The organism is Pseudomonas sp. PGPR N4, from assembly GCF_059693665.1.
Window position 1 is genome coordinate 183,506 of record NZ_JCAUKV010000002.1, and the last position, 16,074, is coordinate 199,579.

Genomic DNA, 16,074 nt, shown 5'->3' on the forward strand with positions numbered 1-16,074 from the left:
GGCCTCGTCATTTCAGGTTCTGGCGCAACAGCATGCTGCCGCCGCGCTGGGTAAATTCAAGTTGTTTGAGGGCGCTCATGCCGAGCAGCACGGTTGTGCCGTCAAGGCCGGGCACCACCAGGGCGCGTACGCCCTGCAGGCGGATATCACCCAGTTGCAGGCTGTCCAGACGGGTCCGGTAGCCTTCAGTGCGGCCATTGGCGGTACTCACCAGCACAGGCGCACCGCGTTGCAGCTCAAGGCCTTTGGCCAGCGACTCGGGGATGGCGACATCGGTCGCGCCGGTGTCGAGCATGAAGTGTGCGGTCTGGCCGTTAATTGCGCCGTCGGCGACGAAGTGGCCCTGACCATTGCTCAGTAAGCGAACTTCGATGAAACCGTCACCATGGGCCGACTCGGGTTGCGCATTGGGGTTGCGCTGCTGATCCTCCCAGACGCCAAAAAAGCGCGTGGCAAGAAACATCGCCGCCGCCCAAGCGAGAATCATCAGCACCCTGCCCGCGCGCTTGCCGGCCGGCTGGCTCATGGTTTGCCACTCCAGCCGCCTTGTGGCGCAGCAAAGCGCCAGACGATCGGCCGTACTTCGCCATCGCCGCGGGCGCCGTTGTTGTTGTCCACGCCAATCCAGGCGCCCTCGTTATCGATGATCAAGGCTTCGGCGACGCCAAACAGTTGGTCATAGCGGCGCGCCTCGGTCAGCGCATCGGCGGCAAACGACCAGCAGCGTTCGACGGCGCCGCTGTCCACGTCGCGCCGGCATACCCGGTAGGCATTACGCTCCAGGGTAAACAGCTTGCCGGCATACAGCGCCAGGTCGGCAAAATCGCGCGACACCGGCCGCGGCTTGTCCACTTGCGGCGGCTGCATCTCGACCCCAGCCTCGCTGAACAGCACACAGCTGCGCACGCAGGTCCACAGCGACTGCTGGCGTTGCAACGCAACCAGGCCGCGCCGTTCCCGTTCGGCGGCCAGCCATAGGCGATCGCCCGCAGGGTTGATCACCAACCCCTCGAACAAGCCATTGAAGCGCAGCAGCATGCCGCTGGCACGTGCCCGGCCAACCATCAACGGGTCGATCTTCAACCAGTTCGGCTCACCTTGCAGCGGCAGCTGCAGCACCGCCGCATGGGATTCGCTGACCAAGTATAAGTTACCCGCCTGATCGCAGCTGATACCTTCAAAGTCCAATTCACCACCGCGCACTGCGGCGACCGCCCAACTGCGCACCTTCAAGCCTAATGGCAAGCCACTGTCAGGCACCGGCGGCGCGCTGAAGGGCATCGCTTCGGCCTGCCAGGCGCCATCGCGCTGCTCGAAGCGGTAGATCCGGTCGTCATCGCGGTCGGATACACCCCACAGCGCGCCACGGCACATCGCCAGGCCCGAGAGGTTGCCGCTGGGCATACCGTCAATGGCGTGCTCGCTGCTCAGCTTCAGCTCCGGCCAGTCGCTCGCCAGACTCGGCAAAGCGACCAGGGCCAGTACTGCGGCAAGCAACCGAACAATCAAACCATGACCTCAGCCAGGTTGCCTTTGGTTTCCAGCCAGCTCTTGCGATCACCGGCGCGCTTCTTCGCCAGCAGCTTGTCCATCAGCTCGCAGGTGGCCTCGACGTCATCCAGAGTCAACTGCACCAGGCGCCGGGTGTTCGGGTCCATGGTGGTTTCGCGCAACTGCGGCGGGTTCATCTCACCCAGGCCCTTGAAGCGGGTGACCTGCGGCTTGCCGCGTTTTTTCTCGGCGACCAAACGGTCAAGAATGCCGTCACGCTCCGCTTCGTCGAGGGCGTAGTAGATCTCCTTGCCCAGGTCGATGCGGTACAGCGGCGGCATGGCGACGTAGACGTTGCCCGCCTCGACCAACGGCCGGAAGTGCTGCACGAACAAGGCGCAGAGCAAGGTGGCGATGTGCAGGCCGTCGGAGTCGGCGTCGGCGAGGATGCAGATCTTGCCGTAGCGCAGCTGCGACAGGTCGGTGGCACCCGGATCGACACCGATGGCCACGGCGATGTTGTGCACTTCCTGGCTGGCCAGCACTTCGCCGCCGTCGACTTCCCAGGTATTGAGGATCTTCCCGCGCAGCGGCAGGATGGCCTGGAATTCCTTGTCTCGCGCCTGCTTCGCCGAACCGCCGGCGGAGTCACCCTCGACCAGGAACAGCTCGGAGCGCATCGGGTCCTGGCCAGCGCAGTCGGCCAGCTTGCCGGGCAGTGCCGGGCCCTGGGTAATGCGCTTGCGCTCGACCTTCTTGCTCGCCTTGAGGCGGCGACCCGCGTTGCTGATGGCAAGCTCCGCCAGCTGCATGCCCAGTTCGGGGTGCGCGTTGAGCCACAGGCTGAAGGCATCCTTGACCACGCCGGAGACGAACGCCGCCGCCTCGCGCGAGGACAGGCGCTCTTTGGTCTGGCCGGAGAACTGCGGCTCCTGCATCTTCATCGACAGGACGAAGCTGATCCGCTCCCAGATGTCTTCCGGCGCCAGCTTGACCCCACGCGGCAGCAGGTTGCGGAACTCGCAGAACTCGCGCATGGCATCCAGCAGGCCCTGACGCAGGCCGTTGACGTGGGTACCCCCTTGCGCCGTCGGGATCAGGTTGACGTAGCTTTCCTGCACGCTGTCGCCGCCCTCGGGCAACCACAGCAGGGCCCAGTCGACCGCTTCCTTGTTACCGGCCAGGCTGCCACAGAACGGCTCGTCGGGCAGCCGCAGGAAGTCGCTGACCGAATCGACCAGGTACGATCGCAGGCCGTCTTCGTAGTGCCACTCGACTTTCTCGCCGCTGGCCTTGTCTTCGAAGCTGATCGACAAGCCCGGGCACAGCACGGCCTTGGCCTTGAGCACATGCTTGAGGCGGCTGATGGAAAACTTCGGCGAGTCGAAGTACTTCGGATCTGGGCTGAAATACACGCTGGTACCGGTGTTGCGCTTGCCGACCGTACCGATCACTTCCAGCTCGGTGGCCTTGTAGCCGTCGGCGAAGGTCATCTGGTATTCGTTGCCGTCACGCTTGACCCGCACCCGAACCTGGGTCGACAAGGCGTTGACCACCGAGATACCAACGCCGTGCAGACCACCGGAGAACTGGTAGTTCTTGTTCGAGAACTTGCCGCCGGCGTGCAGTTTGGTGAGGATCAGTTCGACACCCGAGACGCCCTCTTCTGGGTGGATGTCGACCGGCATGCCCCGGCCATCGTCGCTGACTTCCAGCGAGTGGTCGGCATGCAGGATGACCTGCACCGAGCGGGCGTGGCCGGCCAGGGCTTCGTCGACACTGTTGTCGATGACTTCCTGGGCCAGGTGGTTGGGCCGGCTGGTGTCGGTGTACATACCGGGCCGTTTACGCACCGGATCGAGGCCGGAGAGGACTTCGATGGCGTCGGCGTTATAGGCGCTAGCGCTGGGGTTGGCCATGGGTTCTCGTCGTCAGTCTGGTGAATGCGAAAAATCAAAATACAGAAAAATCGAGCGCCGCATATTGCTCGCGGGCAATGCCGGCAAAAGCCAGCAACGCCGGCAGGCGCTTGGTGAAGCCCTGGAAACTGTGGTCGCCACCGGCTTCGATACGCAGCGCGCAGGCCTGGTAGTAGGCAGCGGCGTGGCGGTAGTCGAGGGTTTCATCGGCGGTCTGCAACCACACCTGGTAGCGCGCGGCGTCGGTTGGCGGCGCCACTTCGAGCTCGGCCAGGGCCTGCACGTGGTCCAGGGTCAGCTCCCAGGGCTCATCGGTATACAGGTTGCGCTGGGTGCCCAGGTAGCCGTCGAACAAGCGGTGCGGCGCTACCGCCGGGTTGATCAGCAGGGCCTTGAGGCCATGCCGCTCGGCCAGATGGGTCGCATAGTAGCCGCCCAGCGAACTGCCTACCAGCAAGGGGGCGCCCAGCTCGGCAATGGCGGCTTCGAGCTGGCCAATCGCCTCACGCGGATGATGGTGCAGCGCGGGGATGCGCAACTGGCCAGCCAGGCCCAGTTGCTGCATAACAGCCTCAAGCTGGCGCGCCTTGGTCGATAGCGGCGAGCTGTTGAAGCCGTGTATATAAAGGATGGAACCCGACATGCTGCCCCCAGTGTCTGCTGCGGCGCGCCCGCCAGTTGGGGCGCAGGGACGCGCAGTGTAGCGTGTTCGCCGAGCATTGGCGCTGCTTCGGGATTTTCGTAATACATTGTTCAAGGTCGCTGGGGGCTGCGCGCTCAATAACCGGGGCTGTTGAAATCCAGCTGCAGCACATAATCCAGCGCCCGCTCTACGCCTGTTTCCAGCTGACCGTCTGCATGCAGGCGCAGCCAGCGGTATCCCGGCAACTCTTCACTGACCTTGAAGTCAACGCTACCCGGGGCGAACTGGATGCAGGTCGACGGTGTGGCCATGTAGCGCACGCCGTCACGCGTCTGCTCGAAGGCTTGGTGCACATGCCCCCAGAGCACCGCGCGCACCTGCGGGTGAGCCTGCACCCGTTGCAGCAACTCATCGCTGTTGCGCAGGCCGATCGGCGCCATCCAGGCGCAGCCGATGTCCACCGGCTGGTGGTGACAGCAGATCAGGCAATGGCGCTGGGGGACACTGTTCAGGGCTTGATCGAGGACGGCAAGCTGCGCCGGCGCGAGCAGGCCATGGGTCGCGCCCACCACTGCCGAGTCGAGCATGATGATGCGCCAGTTGCCCACATCGGTTACCGACTGCAACAAATCCGTACCTTGCGCCACCTCGGCCATCACTCGCGCCTGATCATGGTTGCCCGGTAGCCAGCGGGCTGGCGCGCGCAGCGTCGCCGTCATCTCGGCAAAGGCGCGATAGGCCGTCGCGCTGGCATCCTGCGACAGGTCGCCGGTGCACAGCAGCAAGTCGATTGCAGGTTGTTCGCGATGCACCTGGTCGATCACATGCTGCAGGCTGCCGCGGGTATTCAGGCCCAGCAGGGTGCCTGCCGGATCAGCAAACAGATGGGCGTCGGTCAGTTGCACGACATTGATCGGTGCGTGGGGATGGTTGGGCTGCGGCAACGGCCGTCTCCTCGAGCGAGTTCTGCGCGATTATCGCCGCTGACAGCTTTCACGCAAGCCGGCGAAGCCGACTCGCATCACATTTTCAGCGTACTGCCGCCAGTTCATGGCCGCAGGCCAGGCAGTGACTCAGCCATTCGCCGAGAAACAGATTGAGCTGGGCCTTCTCGTCGGGCTGGTGCATGGCTTCGTTGGGGTACGGGTAGATGCTGCGAAAGCGCCGTGCATGCTCGGCGCTGACCACTTCGGCCATGCGCGCATCGTGGTACACCTGCACTTCCAACTGCGGCACCGGCAGCCAGGGCAGGCTATGTTCCTGACGCACGCGCAGGGTGGTGGTGTATGGGCACGTCAGCAGCACGTCCAGCACCAGCACGCCAAGCATCTGGTCGCCCTGGGTCATACCGATGCGCCGCGAGCTCTGGGTAGTACGCATGTCCGGCAGCAGGCGCATCAAGCGAGCGTAGTTGGCCTCGCAGGCACTTTGCAGTCCGACCAGATCGACCCGATAACGCTCGCGCAGCAGGTTCACTTCCACATCCCCCGTACTTCGTCGCGGTTCAGCGCCAGCCATTGCAGGCCGATGATGCTGGCCGCGTTGCAGATGCGCCCGTCACGTACCGCCTGCAGGGCGTCCTCGAACGACCAGGCGCGCACGCGGATATCCTCGCCCTCTTCCTCCAGCCCATGCAAGCCGCCGGCACCTTCGCTGACGCAGCGGCCGAGAAACAGATGCACGAACTCGTCGCTGCCGCCCGGCGATGGGAAGTAGCGGGTCATCGGCCACAGGGCCGAGAAGGTCAGGCCGGCTTCTTCTTCGGCTTCGCGATGGGCAACCTCTTCAGGCTGCTCGTCCTTGTCGATCAGGCCCGCGACCATTTCAATCAGCCAGGGATTGGCCACCTTGCCCATGGCGCCAGCGCGGAACTGCTCGATCAGCACCACCTCGTCGCGCAGCGGATCGTACGGCAGCACGCACACTGCATCGTGGCGCACGAACAGCTCGCGGCTGATCTCACGGCTCATGCCGCCGGCGAACAGCTCATGGCGCAGGTGCAGCTTGTCGAGCTTGTAAAAGCCCTGGAAGCAGTTCTCGCGCTTGACGATCTCAACCGTCTTGGGCACCGAATTGGACGTGTCTGTCATGGAAATCCTCATTACCTCAACTACCGCATCGCGCCATCCTACTCTGCGTTTGACCGGGTTTCACCCCTTTCCGTTGACCGTTCAGGCTGCTGGAAGCGGGTGCGTCATGTCTGTTAGCTTAGTGGCGAACCGACGGCTTTGCCGACGGTCCAAGGCCGACTATCCAAGTTCTGCAAGGATCATCATGACGCTAGTCAAACTGACTTCCGTGGCTGTGCTGGCGGTGGCACTGAGCGCCTGCCAGAGCCTGTTCGCGCCCAATTACCGGGCCCCACTCGAGGTCAAGCGCGATGCCTGGGAGCACGTCAAGCCGGGCTGCAGTGCCAGCGACTGCCCGCTGGTGAACATCGACACCGTGCACTTCCCGGCGCTGCCCAAGCTCGATGCCATCGTCGAAAGCCGCCTGCTGCAACTGACCACCGACAACGCCCGCAGCAGCGCGCCGACCTCGCTCAAGGCCTACGAGGATCAGTACCTGGCCAGCGCCGACAAGCGCAACAGCAGCTACCTGCAAGCCAAGGTACGTGAACAGCATGACGGCTTGGTGATCATCGAGCTGTCCAGCTACCTCGACAGTGGTGGCGCCCACGGCATGCCCGGCCGCGCGTTCATCAACTACTCGCGCAAGCAGGACAAGGTCCTGACCCTGCAGGACATGCTGGTGCCAGGCCAGGAAGACACCTTCTGGAAAACCGTCGAAGAGTCGCACCGCGCCTGGATGATCAGCACCGGCATGGACAAGGACGCCGAATTCGTCAAGACCTGGCCGTTCAAGAAGTCCCCGCACATCGCCCTGACCTACGGTGCGGTCGTGGTGAAGTACGAGGTGTATGCCATCGCGCCCTACTCCATGGGCCACGTCGAGCTGAAGATCCCCTACCCGCGCCTGAATGGCGTGATCAAGCCTGAGCTGTTTCCCGGCCGCGGCTGACACTCAATAGCCCGTACAGCAGCCCTGCCAGCACCAACGCCGGCAGGGTTGCACCGACCTCCGGGGCCAGATTGGCAATGCCATGATAGGCCGCGACGCCCACCGCCCAGGCCAGCAGCGCCTGCCAGTGCAAGCCGTCGACACGGGTCGGCAACTGGCGCTGGCGGATCACGAAGTGGTCCGTCAGCACCACGCCGAACAGCGGCGCGAACACCGAACCGATCAACAGCAGGAAGTTCTCGTACTGGGCCAGCGGCGCCAGGCAGGCGATCAGCGTGCACAGCAGGCCGATCGCCAGGGCCAGGTGTTCGACCTTGATCGGCAGCAGCAAGCCGGTGGAGACCGCGCCGGAATGGATATCGGCAAAAGCGTTCTCGGTCTCATCCAGCAGAATCAACAACAGCGGGATACCCAAGCCGGCGCCGGCCAGCGCCAGCAGCAGGGCATTGGCCTCACCGCTTGGCGCAAAGGCCAGGGTGTAGGCAACGCCAAGGCTCATCAGCCAGGCATTACCAAGCAGATAACCGAGCACGGTGCCACTGAACACGCGGCCCGCATGCTGGGCGAAGCGCGAATAGTCGGCAATCAACGGCAACCACGACAGCGGCATGGCGATGACGATGTCAAAACCGACTGCCAGCGACATCGAGCCATCGCCGGCACGCTGCCAGATAGCGCTCAGATCGGCCTTGGCAAACAGGTTCCAGGTCAGCCACAGGCAGGCGCCGATCAATAGCCAGATACCCCACTTGCGCAAGATCTTGCGCACGAAGGTCAGCGGGCCGCAGATTGCCAGCAGCGTTGCCAACGCGCCAAAGCACAGCGTCCACAGTAGCGGGTTGGTCCAGGCACTATCGGCTCCGAACGCCCGCGCGCCGAGCAGGCTGGCGGCGTCGCGCATGACGATGATTTCGAACGAGCCCCAGCCAATCAGCTGGAGCAAGTTGAGCACTGCCGGCAGGCGCACGCCGTGCCGGCCAAGGCTCAAGCGCAAGGTGCCCATGGCCGACAGGCCGGTGTCACTGCCGATCACCCCGGCGGCAGCCAGCAGCAGCACGCCAACCGCAGTGCCGAGCACGATTGCCAGCATCGCGCCGGCCAGGCCCAGGCCTGGAGCAAGCATGGCGCCGACCTGCAGCACCATCAAGCCAGTGCCAAGGGAGAACCACAGGACAAACAGGTCCCGCCCGCCAAACAGGCGCTGGCTGGCGGGGATCGGCTGATCGGGGGAGAAGTTGCTGGGGGTGGTCATAGTTGATGCTCGCCGGAGTTATTGTGGAGATGCGAGGGCTTCGCGCTCGTTCGCGGGTAAACCCGCTCCCACAAGGTTTTGCAGCGCCGCCTAAACCTGTGGGAGCGGGTTTACCCGCGAAGGGCTGCAAAGCAGCCCCAGTTGCATCACACCTTCTGGTACAGCTGGCTGCCGGTCTGACGGAAGCGCTCGGACTGCTCGCGCATGCCCTCCTCGACCGACATGTCGACCGCCTCGATACGCTGATTGGCAGCGTACTCGCGCACTTCCTGGGTGATCTTCATGGAGCAGAACTTCGGCCCGCACATCGAACAGAAGTGAGCGACCTTGGCCGACTCCTTGGGCAGGGTCTCGTCGTGGTAGGCACGGGCGGTGTCCGGGTCCAGGCCAAGGTTGAACTGGTCCTGCCAGCGGAACTCGAAGCGCGCCTTGGACAGCGCGTTGTCGCGGATCTGCGCGCCGGGGTGGCCCTTGGCAAGGTCGGCGGCGTGGGCGGCGATCTTGTAGGTGATGATGCCGGTCTTGACGTCATCCTTGTTCGGCAGGCCGAGGTGTTCCTTGGGCGTGACATAGCAGAGCATGGCGCAGCCAAACCAGCCGATCATCGCCGCACCGATCCCCGAGGTGATGTGGTCGTAGCCCGGCGCGATGTCGGTGGTCAGCGGGCCGAGGGTGTAGAACGGCGCCTCGTCGCAGCATTCCAGCTGCTTGTCCATGTTCTCCTTGATCAACTGCATCGGCACATGGCCGGGACCTTCGATCATGCACTGCACGTCGTGCTTCCAGGCGATCTTGGTCAGTTCGCCCAGGGTCTCCAGCTCACCGAACTGGGCGGCGTCGTTGGCATCGGCAATCGAGCCCGGACGCAGGCCGTCGCCGAGCGAGAAGCTGACGTCATAGGCCTTCATGATTTCGCAGATTTCATCGAAATGAGTGTAGAGGAAGTTCTCCTGGTGATGCGCCAGGCACCACTTGGCCATGATCGAACCACCACGGCTGACAATGCCGGTGACGCGCTTGGCGGTCAGTGGCACGTAGCGCAGGAGCACGCCGGCATGGATGGTGAAGTAGTCCACGCCCTGCTCGGCCTGCTCGATCAAGGTGTCGCGGAACAGCTCCCAGGTCAGGTCTTCGGCAACGCCGCCGACCTTTTCCAACGCTTGGTAAATCGGCACGGTGCCGATCGGCACCGGCGAGTTGCGGATGATCCACTCGCGGGTTTCATGGATGTGCTTGCCGGTGGAGAGGTCCATGACCGTGTCCGAACCCCAGCGGATGCCCCAGGTCAGCTTGGCCACTTCTTCTTCGATGGACGACCCCAGCGCGCTGTTGCCGATGTTGCCGTTGATCTTCACTAGGAAGTTACGGCCGATGATCATCGGTTCGAGTTCGGTGTGGTTGATGTTGGCCGGGATGATCGCGCGACCACGGGCGATTTCGTCGCGAACGAACTCTGCGGTGATTTCCTTGGGCACGCTGGCGCCGAAGCTGTGGCCGGCGTGCTGCTGCTCAAGCAGGCCGGCAGCGCGGGCCTCTTGCAGCTTCATGTTTTCGCGGATGGCGACGTATTCCATCTCGGCAGTAATGATGCCCTGCCGCGCGTAGTGCATCTGCGTAACGTTGGCGCCGGCCTTGGCCCGGCGCGGATTGCGCACGTGGGCAAAGCGCAGCTTGGTCAGTTCGGCATCGCTCAGGCGCTGCTGGCCGAAGTTCGAGCTCAGGCCCTCCAGGCGTTCGGTGTCGCCCCGCGCGTCGATCCAGGCCGAGCGGACATCGCCCAGGCCCTTGCGCACATCGATGCTGACAGCAGGGTCGGTATACGGGCCCGAGGTGTCGTACACCAGCACCGGCGCATTGGCTTCGCCGCCAAAGTCGGTAGGGGTGTCATCCAGGCTGATTTCGCGCATGGGGACACGGATATCCGGGCGCGAACCCTGGACATACACTTTGCGCGAACGGGTGAAGGGTTGCACAGACTGCTGATCGACTTGCGCCGATTCGCTGAGGTTGATCGCTTTTTCTTGTTTGCTCATCACAGGCTCCAGACAGCTTCCTAGCGGCGGAATGTCGGGGAGAACCTGAATGACGCGGACACACCCTTGATGGGTGCAGTGCCGGATACCTGGAATGCCAATGCGCGGCTGCGCTGCTCGACAAATCCCGGACCTGACACAAGAGACTCGCCGGGAAAGCGAGAAATCTTGTTCCCTACGCAGGCGCTAACCTGATCAGGTTCAACGGGATCCGGAAACTTCCGATCTCAGCCTTTGCATCAAGGCACCCCGACAAGAACATGCGCAGTCTAGACTGGAGTTGCGCGCAAAGCCAAGGGTGCTTGCAGCGCGGCGATCAAAGGCGCCAATCAGCGATTGTTGCCGGCCGTGCGCAGCCTTACACTGGCGCACCGATACTCAACGGTTCAGTAATTAAAACTCGTACAAGGATTGCCCTATGCTGCGCAAACTTTCACTGGCGGTTGCCGTGTCTTGTGCGTCCAACGGAGTGGTCTGGGCGGCTGACCTGCCCGCGCCGGTGAAGACCGACCTGATCAGCGTCTATCAGGAAGCGGCCAGCAACAACGCCGACCTTGCCGCTGCCCGCGCCGACTATGGCGCACGCCGCGAAATCGTGCCGCAGGCCCGCGCCGGGCTGCTGCCGAACCTGTCGGCGGGTGCCGAAATGATGAACACCCGCACCAAGCTCGACGAGCCGGCGATCACCTCCAATCGCAGCGGCAATTCGTGGAGCGCGACCCTGTCGCAGCCGATCTTCCGCGCCGATCGCTGGTTCCAGTTGCAAGCCGCCGAAGCGGTCAACGAGCAGGCGGCGCTGGAGCTGTCGGCCAACGAGCAGAACCTGATTCTGCAGACCGCCGAGAACTATTTCTCGGTACTGCGCGCACAAGACAATCTGGCCTCGACCAAAGCCGAGGAAGCCGCCCTCAAGCGCCAGCTGGATCAGTCCAACGAGCGCTTTGACGTCGGCCTGTCGGACAAGACCGACGTGCTCCAGTCGCAGGCCAGCTACGACACGGCGCGGGCCAACCGGATCATCGCCGAACGCCAGGTAGCAGATGCCTTCGAGGCATTGGTAACGCTGACCAACCGCGACTATGGCTCGTTGCAGGGCGTGGTCCACAGCCTGCCGATCCAGGTGCCGATGCCCAACGATGCCAAGGCCTGGGTCGAGACCGCCGCACGGCAGAACCTCAACCTGCAGGCGACCAACTACGCTGTCGATGCCGCCGAAGAAACCTTGCGCCAGCGCAAGGCCGGCCATGCCCCGACGGTCGACGCGGTGGCGCGTTACCAGAAGGGTGACAACGATGCGCTGGGCTTTTCCAACCCGGCACCGCAGCCCGGCGTGCGCTACGGCGGCGACGTCGAACAGACCAGCATCGGCCTGCAGTTGAACATCCCGCTGTACAGCGGCGGCCTGACAAGCTCGCAAGTTCGCGAGGCCTATCAGCGCTTGAGCCAGAGCGAGCAGCAGCGCGAAAGCCTGCGCCGCCAGGTGGTGGAAAACACCCGCAACCTGCACCGCGCGGTGAATACCGACGTTGAACAGGTGCAGGCGCGCAAGCAGTCGATCATCTCCAACCAGAGTGCGCTGGAGGCGACCGAAATCGGTTATCAGGTCGGCACCCGCAACATCGTCGATGTGCTCGATGCGCAGCGCCAGCTGTACACCTCGGTGCGTGACTACAACAACAGCCGCTACGACTACATTCTGGATAACCTGCGCCTGAAGCAGGCGGCCGGCACCTTGAGCCCGCAGGACCTGTCCGACCTGGGCCGTTATCTGAAAGCCGATTACAACCCGGACAAGGACTTCCTGCCGCCGGATCTGGCAGCAGCGGCGGCGAAGAACTTCGAACGCCGGCCCTGATCTGCGACTGCGGCGCCGGGCTCGCTCGGCGCCGCGATCTATCGCTAGCCCAGCAGCCGAGCCAGGCCATCCAGCAAGCGCTGCAACGCGCCCTGGTTGGCCTGCATCACCGCCCTGCCCGCTTCGCCCATGCGCTTGGCGTCCTGCGGCAACTCGACCAGCCGCTGCACGGCGGCGGCCAATGCCTGGCTGTCGTCAACTGAGTGCAACGCGCCGGCATCTTTCAGCATTGCGCTGATATCGAGAAAGTTGAACACGTGTGGGCCGCTGATCACCGGCAAGGCCAGCGCGGCCGGCTCCAGCGGGTTGTGCCCGCCTGTTGGCACCAGGCTGCCGCCAACGAAGGCGATGTCTGCCAGCGCATAGAGGAACAGCAGTTCGCCCATGGTATCGCCGAGCAGCACCTGGGTTGCGTCGGTGACCAACTCGGCGCTGGAACGGCGCACGGTAGCGAACTGTTCGGCACACAACGCATGCACCGCGTTGAACCGCTCAGGGTGACGCGGCACCAGAATCAGCAGCGCATCGGCATGCACCTGCAGCAGGCGGCGGTGCGCCTCGAGTACCTGCGCATCCTCGCCTTCATGGGTGCTGGCTGCGATCCAGACCGGGCGTTGGCTGGCCTGCCATTGCTCGCGCAACTGGCGGGCACGGGGCAGCAGCTGTTCGTCGAGCTTGAGGTCGAACTTGATCGAGCCGGTCACCTGCACGCATTCAGGCCGCGCGCCGAGGCTACGAAAGCGCTCGGCTTCGGTTTCGGTCTGCGCCGCGATCAGGCTCATCTCGGCGAGCATTGGCCGGGTCAGGTTGGCGAAGCGGCCATAGCCGCGCGCCGACCGCGCCGACAAGCGCGCATTGGCCAGCGCCACCGGGATGCCGCGCTTGGCGCACTGGTGGATATGGTTGGGCCACAGCTCGGTTTCCATGATCACGCCCAGCCGCGGCCGCACATGGTCGAGAAAACGCGCCGCCGCCCAGGGCAGGTCATACGGCAGATAGCAATGCTGAATGCGTGGCTCATCGGCAAACAGCGCGCGAATCCGCTCCGAACCGGTAGGGGTCATGCAGGTCACAGTGATCGCCAGCTCGGGGTAGGCCTTGAGCAATGCGCGCACCATCGGCGCCGCCGCGATGCTCTCGCCGACCGACACTGCATGCACCCAGATGCCGCCCTGACGCATCGGCGGCAGCTTGATGGCAAAGCGCTCGGCGACGCGCTGGCCGTAGGCCGGCGCCTTGCGCGCACGCAGGAACAGGCGCAGCGCTACCAGCGGCAGGCCCAAGTGAAACAGCAGGGTATAAAGGGTTCTGTTCATGGCGGCGCAGTTTACTAGGAACTGCCTGAAAAGGCCTGCCCATGTCCGCCCAAGCCATAAAAGCGGCGGACACAGCGTGAAAGCTGGCAAGCGGATCGCCTAGAATGGCCGCCAATCAATCGAGGAATGCAGCGTGAACGCATATGTTTATCTGGCCATCGCCATTTGCGCCGAGGTCGTCGCCACCGCTTCGATGAAGGCGGTCAAAGGCCTCAGTACGCCGCTGCCGCTGTTGCTGATGATCGCCGGCTACACCGTGGCGTTCTGGATGCTGACCCTTGTGGTACGCAGCATTCCGGTAGGTATTGCCTACGCCATCTGGTCGGGGCTGGGCATCGTCCTGATCAGCATCGCCGCTTGGCTCATCTATGGGCAGAAACTGGACCTGCCGGCCGTGCTCGGCATGGCCATGATCGTCGGCGGCGTGGTGGTCATTCAGGTATTTTCCAACAGCAGCGGGCACTGACCGCTGCGTTGCGCGGTCAACGGCAAAGACATCAGCCTGTATACTGCTGGCCTGTCCCTGTCTTTGAGGTGCCCGCATGCCATCTGCCATTTCCACTGACGTACTGATCGTCGGCGCCGGGGTCGCAGGCCTCTGGCTCAATGCCCGGCTGCAGCGCCTGGGCTATTCGACGGTGCTGGTGGAACGCGCAAGCCTGGGCGGCGAGCAGACCATCAAGTCGCAGGGGATCATCCACGGCGGCATCAAGTACGCTCTGCACGGCAGCCTGACCGGCGCCTCCGAGGCGATCGCCGACATGCCGCGGCGCTGGCGCGAGGCGCTGGCCGGCAGCGGCGAGCTGAACCTGGACAAGGTACGCTTGTTGTCCGATGCACATTACCTGTGGTCGCCGGGCGGCCTGCTTGGCAATGTCACCAGCTTTTTTGCCAGCAAGGCCATGCGCGGCCGGGTCGATCAGGTCAAGGGCGAACAACTGCCGCCGGCCCTGCAAGACCGCGCTTTCAAAGGCAAGGTCTATCGCCTCGCCGAGCTGGTCATCGACGTGCCCAGCCTGCTCGCCAACCTCGCTGCGCTGGCCGGTGACAGCTTGCTCGCCGGCGAGCAGATCGAGCCGTTGCGCGAAGGCGATGAACTGGTCGGCCTGCGTGTCGACGGGCGCGAGATTCACGCCCAGCGCATCGTGCTGAGCGCCGGTGGTGGCACCGCCGAGCTGCTTCAGGCCCTCGGCCTGGACCAACCGGCCATGCAGCGCCGACCGTTGCACATGGTTCTGGCCAAGGGCCCCAACCTCAAGCCTTTGTACGCGCACTGCCTCGGCGGTGGGCCCAAGCCGCGCATCACGGTCACCACTCATCCCGGCGCGGATGGCCAGTGGGTGTGGTACCTGGGTGGTGATTTGGCTGAAGCCGATGGCGTTGCCCGCGAGCCAGCGGCGCAGATCGCTGCCGCGCAGAAAGAAGTCGCCAGCCTGTTGCCATGGGTAGATCAAAGCCAGCTGCGCTGGGCCACCCTGCGGGTTGATCGGGCCGAGCCAGCGCAGTCTGGCCAGGTGCGGCCGGACAACGCCTTCCTCGCCGAAGAGCAGCGCCTGCTGGTCGGTTGGCCGACCAAACTGGCGCTGGCGCCGGACTTCGCCGATCACGTGCTGGCCAAGCTCGAACGCGATGGTATTCGCCCTCAAGCCAAGCCTGACTTGTCCGGCCTGCCCCGGCCTGCGCTCGGCGTACCGGCCTGGGAGCAACTGCTGCCATGAGCCTGCCCGATCTGCATGACCTGCACCGAGCGCTGGGCAGCACTGGCCTGATGGTTTCGCCGCTGGGCCTGGGCACGGTCAAGCTGGGCCGTGATCAGGGCGTCAAATACCCCACCGGGTTCACCATCCCAGGCGACGACGAGGCACGCATGCTGCTGGCCCAGGCGCGTGAACTGGGGATCAACCTGATCGATACCGCGCCGGCCTACGGTCGCAGTGAAGAGCGCCTCGGGCCGCTGCTGCGCGGTCAGCGTGACGAGTGGGTGATCGTCAGCAAGGTCGGTGAAGAGTTCAACGACGGCCAGTCGCACTTCGACTTCTCTGCTGCGCACACCCGGCGTTCGGTCGAACGTAGCCTCAAGCGTCTTGAAACGGATCGAATCGAGCTGGTGCTGGTCCATTCAGATGGTAATGACCTGGCGATCCTCGAGCAGGAAGAGGTCTACCAGACCCTCGCCGCGCTCAAGCAGGAAGGCAAGATTCTCGGTTTTGGCTTGTCTGGCAAGACCGCCGCAGGTGGGCTCAAGGCGTTGCAGGAGGGTGACTGTGCGATGGTTACCTACAACCTCAACGAGCAAACCGAACGCCCGGTACTGGACTACGCCGCCGAGCATGGCAAAGCCATTCTGGTGAAGAAGGCACTGGCCAGCGGGCATGTCTGCCTGGCGCCGGGGGTGGATGCGGTGCAGGCCAGCTTCGAGCTGCTGTTTGCCCACCCAGGCGTGAGCAGTGCTATCGTCGGCACCATCAACCCGCTGCATCTGGCCCATAACGTGGCCACCGTTGCCCGTATCTTGAGGCAGCAATAGGGCCGCTGGCACGGCTA

Annotated in this window: 15 protein-coding genes and 1 riboswitch; of the genes, 5 read left to right on the forward strand and 10 right to left on the reverse strand. The window is 64.1% G+C overall.

From position 1 onward, the window contains the following. Positions 1–7: 7 nt before the first annotated feature. The 7 genes from AC58X1_RS10500 to AC58X1_RS10530 form a co-directional block, all read right to left on the reverse strand. Complete coding sequence (locus tag AC58X1_RS10500; protein ID WP_497428818.1) at positions 8–526, reverse strand: retropepsin-like aspartic protease family protein; 519 nt, start codon at positions 524–526, stop codon at positions 8–10. After that, positions 523–1,506, reverse strand: coding sequence for an esterase-like activity of phytase family protein (locus tag AC58X1_RS10505; protein WP_497428970.1), 984 nt, complete (start codon positions 1,504–1,506; stop codon positions 523–525). Before AC58X1_RS10505 ends, AC58X1_RS10500 begins: the two co-directional genes overlap by 4 nt. After that, positions 1,506–3,410: a DNA topoisomerase IV subunit B gene (gene parE, locus AC58X1_RS10510; protein WP_101315871.1), complete on the reverse strand. Its 1,905-nt coding sequence runs from the start codon at positions 3,408–3,410 to the stop codon at positions 1,506–1,508. The genes AC58X1_RS10505 and parE overlap by 1 nt, the downstream gene beginning before the upstream one ends. A gap of 34 nt (positions 3,411–3,444) precedes the next feature. Continuing rightward, positions 3,445–4,053: a YqiA/YcfP family alpha/beta fold hydrolase gene (locus tag AC58X1_RS10515; protein WP_101315869.1), complete on the reverse strand. Its 609-nt coding sequence runs from the start codon at positions 4,051–4,053 to the stop codon at positions 3,445–3,447. Between the two features lie 134 nt (positions 4,054–4,187). Further along, on the reverse strand, positions 4,188–4,997 hold the full coding sequence (gene cpdA, locus AC58X1_RS10520; RefSeq protein ID WP_188035213.1) for a 3',5'-cyclic-AMP phosphodiesterase: 810 nt from the start codon (positions 4,995–4,997) through the stop codon (positions 4,188–4,190). Between the two features lie 85 nt (positions 4,998–5,082). Continuing rightward, positions 5,083–5,535 (reverse strand): DUF1249 domain-containing protein, encoded by a 453-nt coding sequence (locus AC58X1_RS10525; RefSeq protein ID WP_101315865.1) that lies wholly within the window; start codon positions 5,533–5,535, stop codon positions 5,083–5,085. Beyond that, the gene (locus tag AC58X1_RS10530) at positions 5,526–6,143 is read right to left on the reverse strand and encodes an NUDIX domain-containing protein (protein ID WP_101315863.1); all 618 of its coding nucleotides are present in this window, start codon (positions 6,141–6,143) and stop codon (positions 5,526–5,528) included. Before AC58X1_RS10530 ends, AC58X1_RS10525 begins: the two co-directional genes overlap by 10 nt. 184 nt (positions 6,144–6,327) lie before the next feature. Here AC58X1_RS10530 and AC58X1_RS10535 point away from each other — a divergent pair, with 184 nt between their 5' ends. Further along, positions 6,328–7,074 carry an RsiV family protein gene (locus AC58X1_RS10535; RefSeq protein ID WP_150571107.1) on the forward strand — a complete coding sequence of 249 codons (747 nt, stop codon included), beginning with the start codon at positions 6,328–6,330 and terminating at the stop codon, positions 7,072–7,074. Here AC58X1_RS10535 and cytX read toward each other — a convergent pair. After that, entirely contained in the window at positions 7,043–8,326 is a 1,284-nt protein-coding gene (cytX, locus tag AC58X1_RS10540) for a putative hydroxymethylpyrimidine transporter CytX (protein WP_497428819.1), read from the reverse strand. The two genes, AC58X1_RS10535 and cytX, sit on opposite strands and share 32 nt — an antisense overlap. A gap of 146 nt (positions 8,327–8,472) precedes the next feature. Next, positions 8,473–10,359: a phosphomethylpyrimidine synthase ThiC gene (thiC, locus tag AC58X1_RS10545; protein ID WP_101315857.1), complete on the reverse strand. Its 1,887-nt coding sequence runs from the start codon at positions 10,357–10,359 to the stop codon at positions 8,473–8,475. 155 nt (positions 10,360–10,514) lie between these two features. Beyond that, positions 10,515–10,621, reverse strand: a riboswitch (TPP riboswitch). Between the two features lie 156 nt (positions 10,622–10,777). Between thiC and AC58X1_RS10550 the strand changes: the two genes are divergently transcribed. Beyond that, complete coding sequence (locus AC58X1_RS10550) at positions 10,778–12,214, forward strand: TolC family outer membrane protein (protein ID WP_101315855.1); 1,437 nt, start codon at positions 10,778–10,780, stop codon at positions 12,212–12,214. A 44-nt stretch (positions 12,215–12,258) separates the two neighbouring features. Here the strand turns inward: AC58X1_RS10550 and waaA are convergent, their stop codons facing one another. Next, positions 12,259–13,530: a lipid IV(A) 3-deoxy-D-manno-octulosonic acid transferase gene (gene waaA, locus AC58X1_RS10555; protein WP_497428820.1), complete on the reverse strand. Its 1,272-nt coding sequence runs from the start codon at positions 13,528–13,530 to the stop codon at positions 12,259–12,261. 133 nt (positions 13,531–13,663) lie between these two features. Between waaA and AC58X1_RS10560 the strand changes: the two genes are divergently transcribed. From AC58X1_RS10560 to AC58X1_RS10570, 3 genes are all read left to right on the forward strand, one after another. Further along, positions 13,664–13,996, forward strand: coding sequence for a DMT family transporter (locus AC58X1_RS10560; RefSeq protein WP_103435831.1), 333 nt, complete (start codon positions 13,664–13,666; stop codon positions 13,994–13,996). A 76-nt stretch (positions 13,997–14,072) separates the two neighbouring features. After that, a complete protein-coding gene (locus tag AC58X1_RS10565) occupies positions 14,073–15,248 on the forward strand; it encodes an FAD-dependent oxidoreductase (RefSeq protein ID WP_259074441.1) in 1,176 nt (391 codons plus the stop codon). Then, a complete protein-coding gene (locus tag AC58X1_RS10570) occupies positions 15,245–16,057 on the forward strand; it encodes an aldo/keto reductase (RefSeq protein ID WP_101315847.1) in 813 nt (270 codons plus the stop codon). Before AC58X1_RS10565 ends, AC58X1_RS10570 begins: the two co-directional genes overlap by 4 nt. Positions 16,058–16,074: the final 17 nt, after the last annotated feature.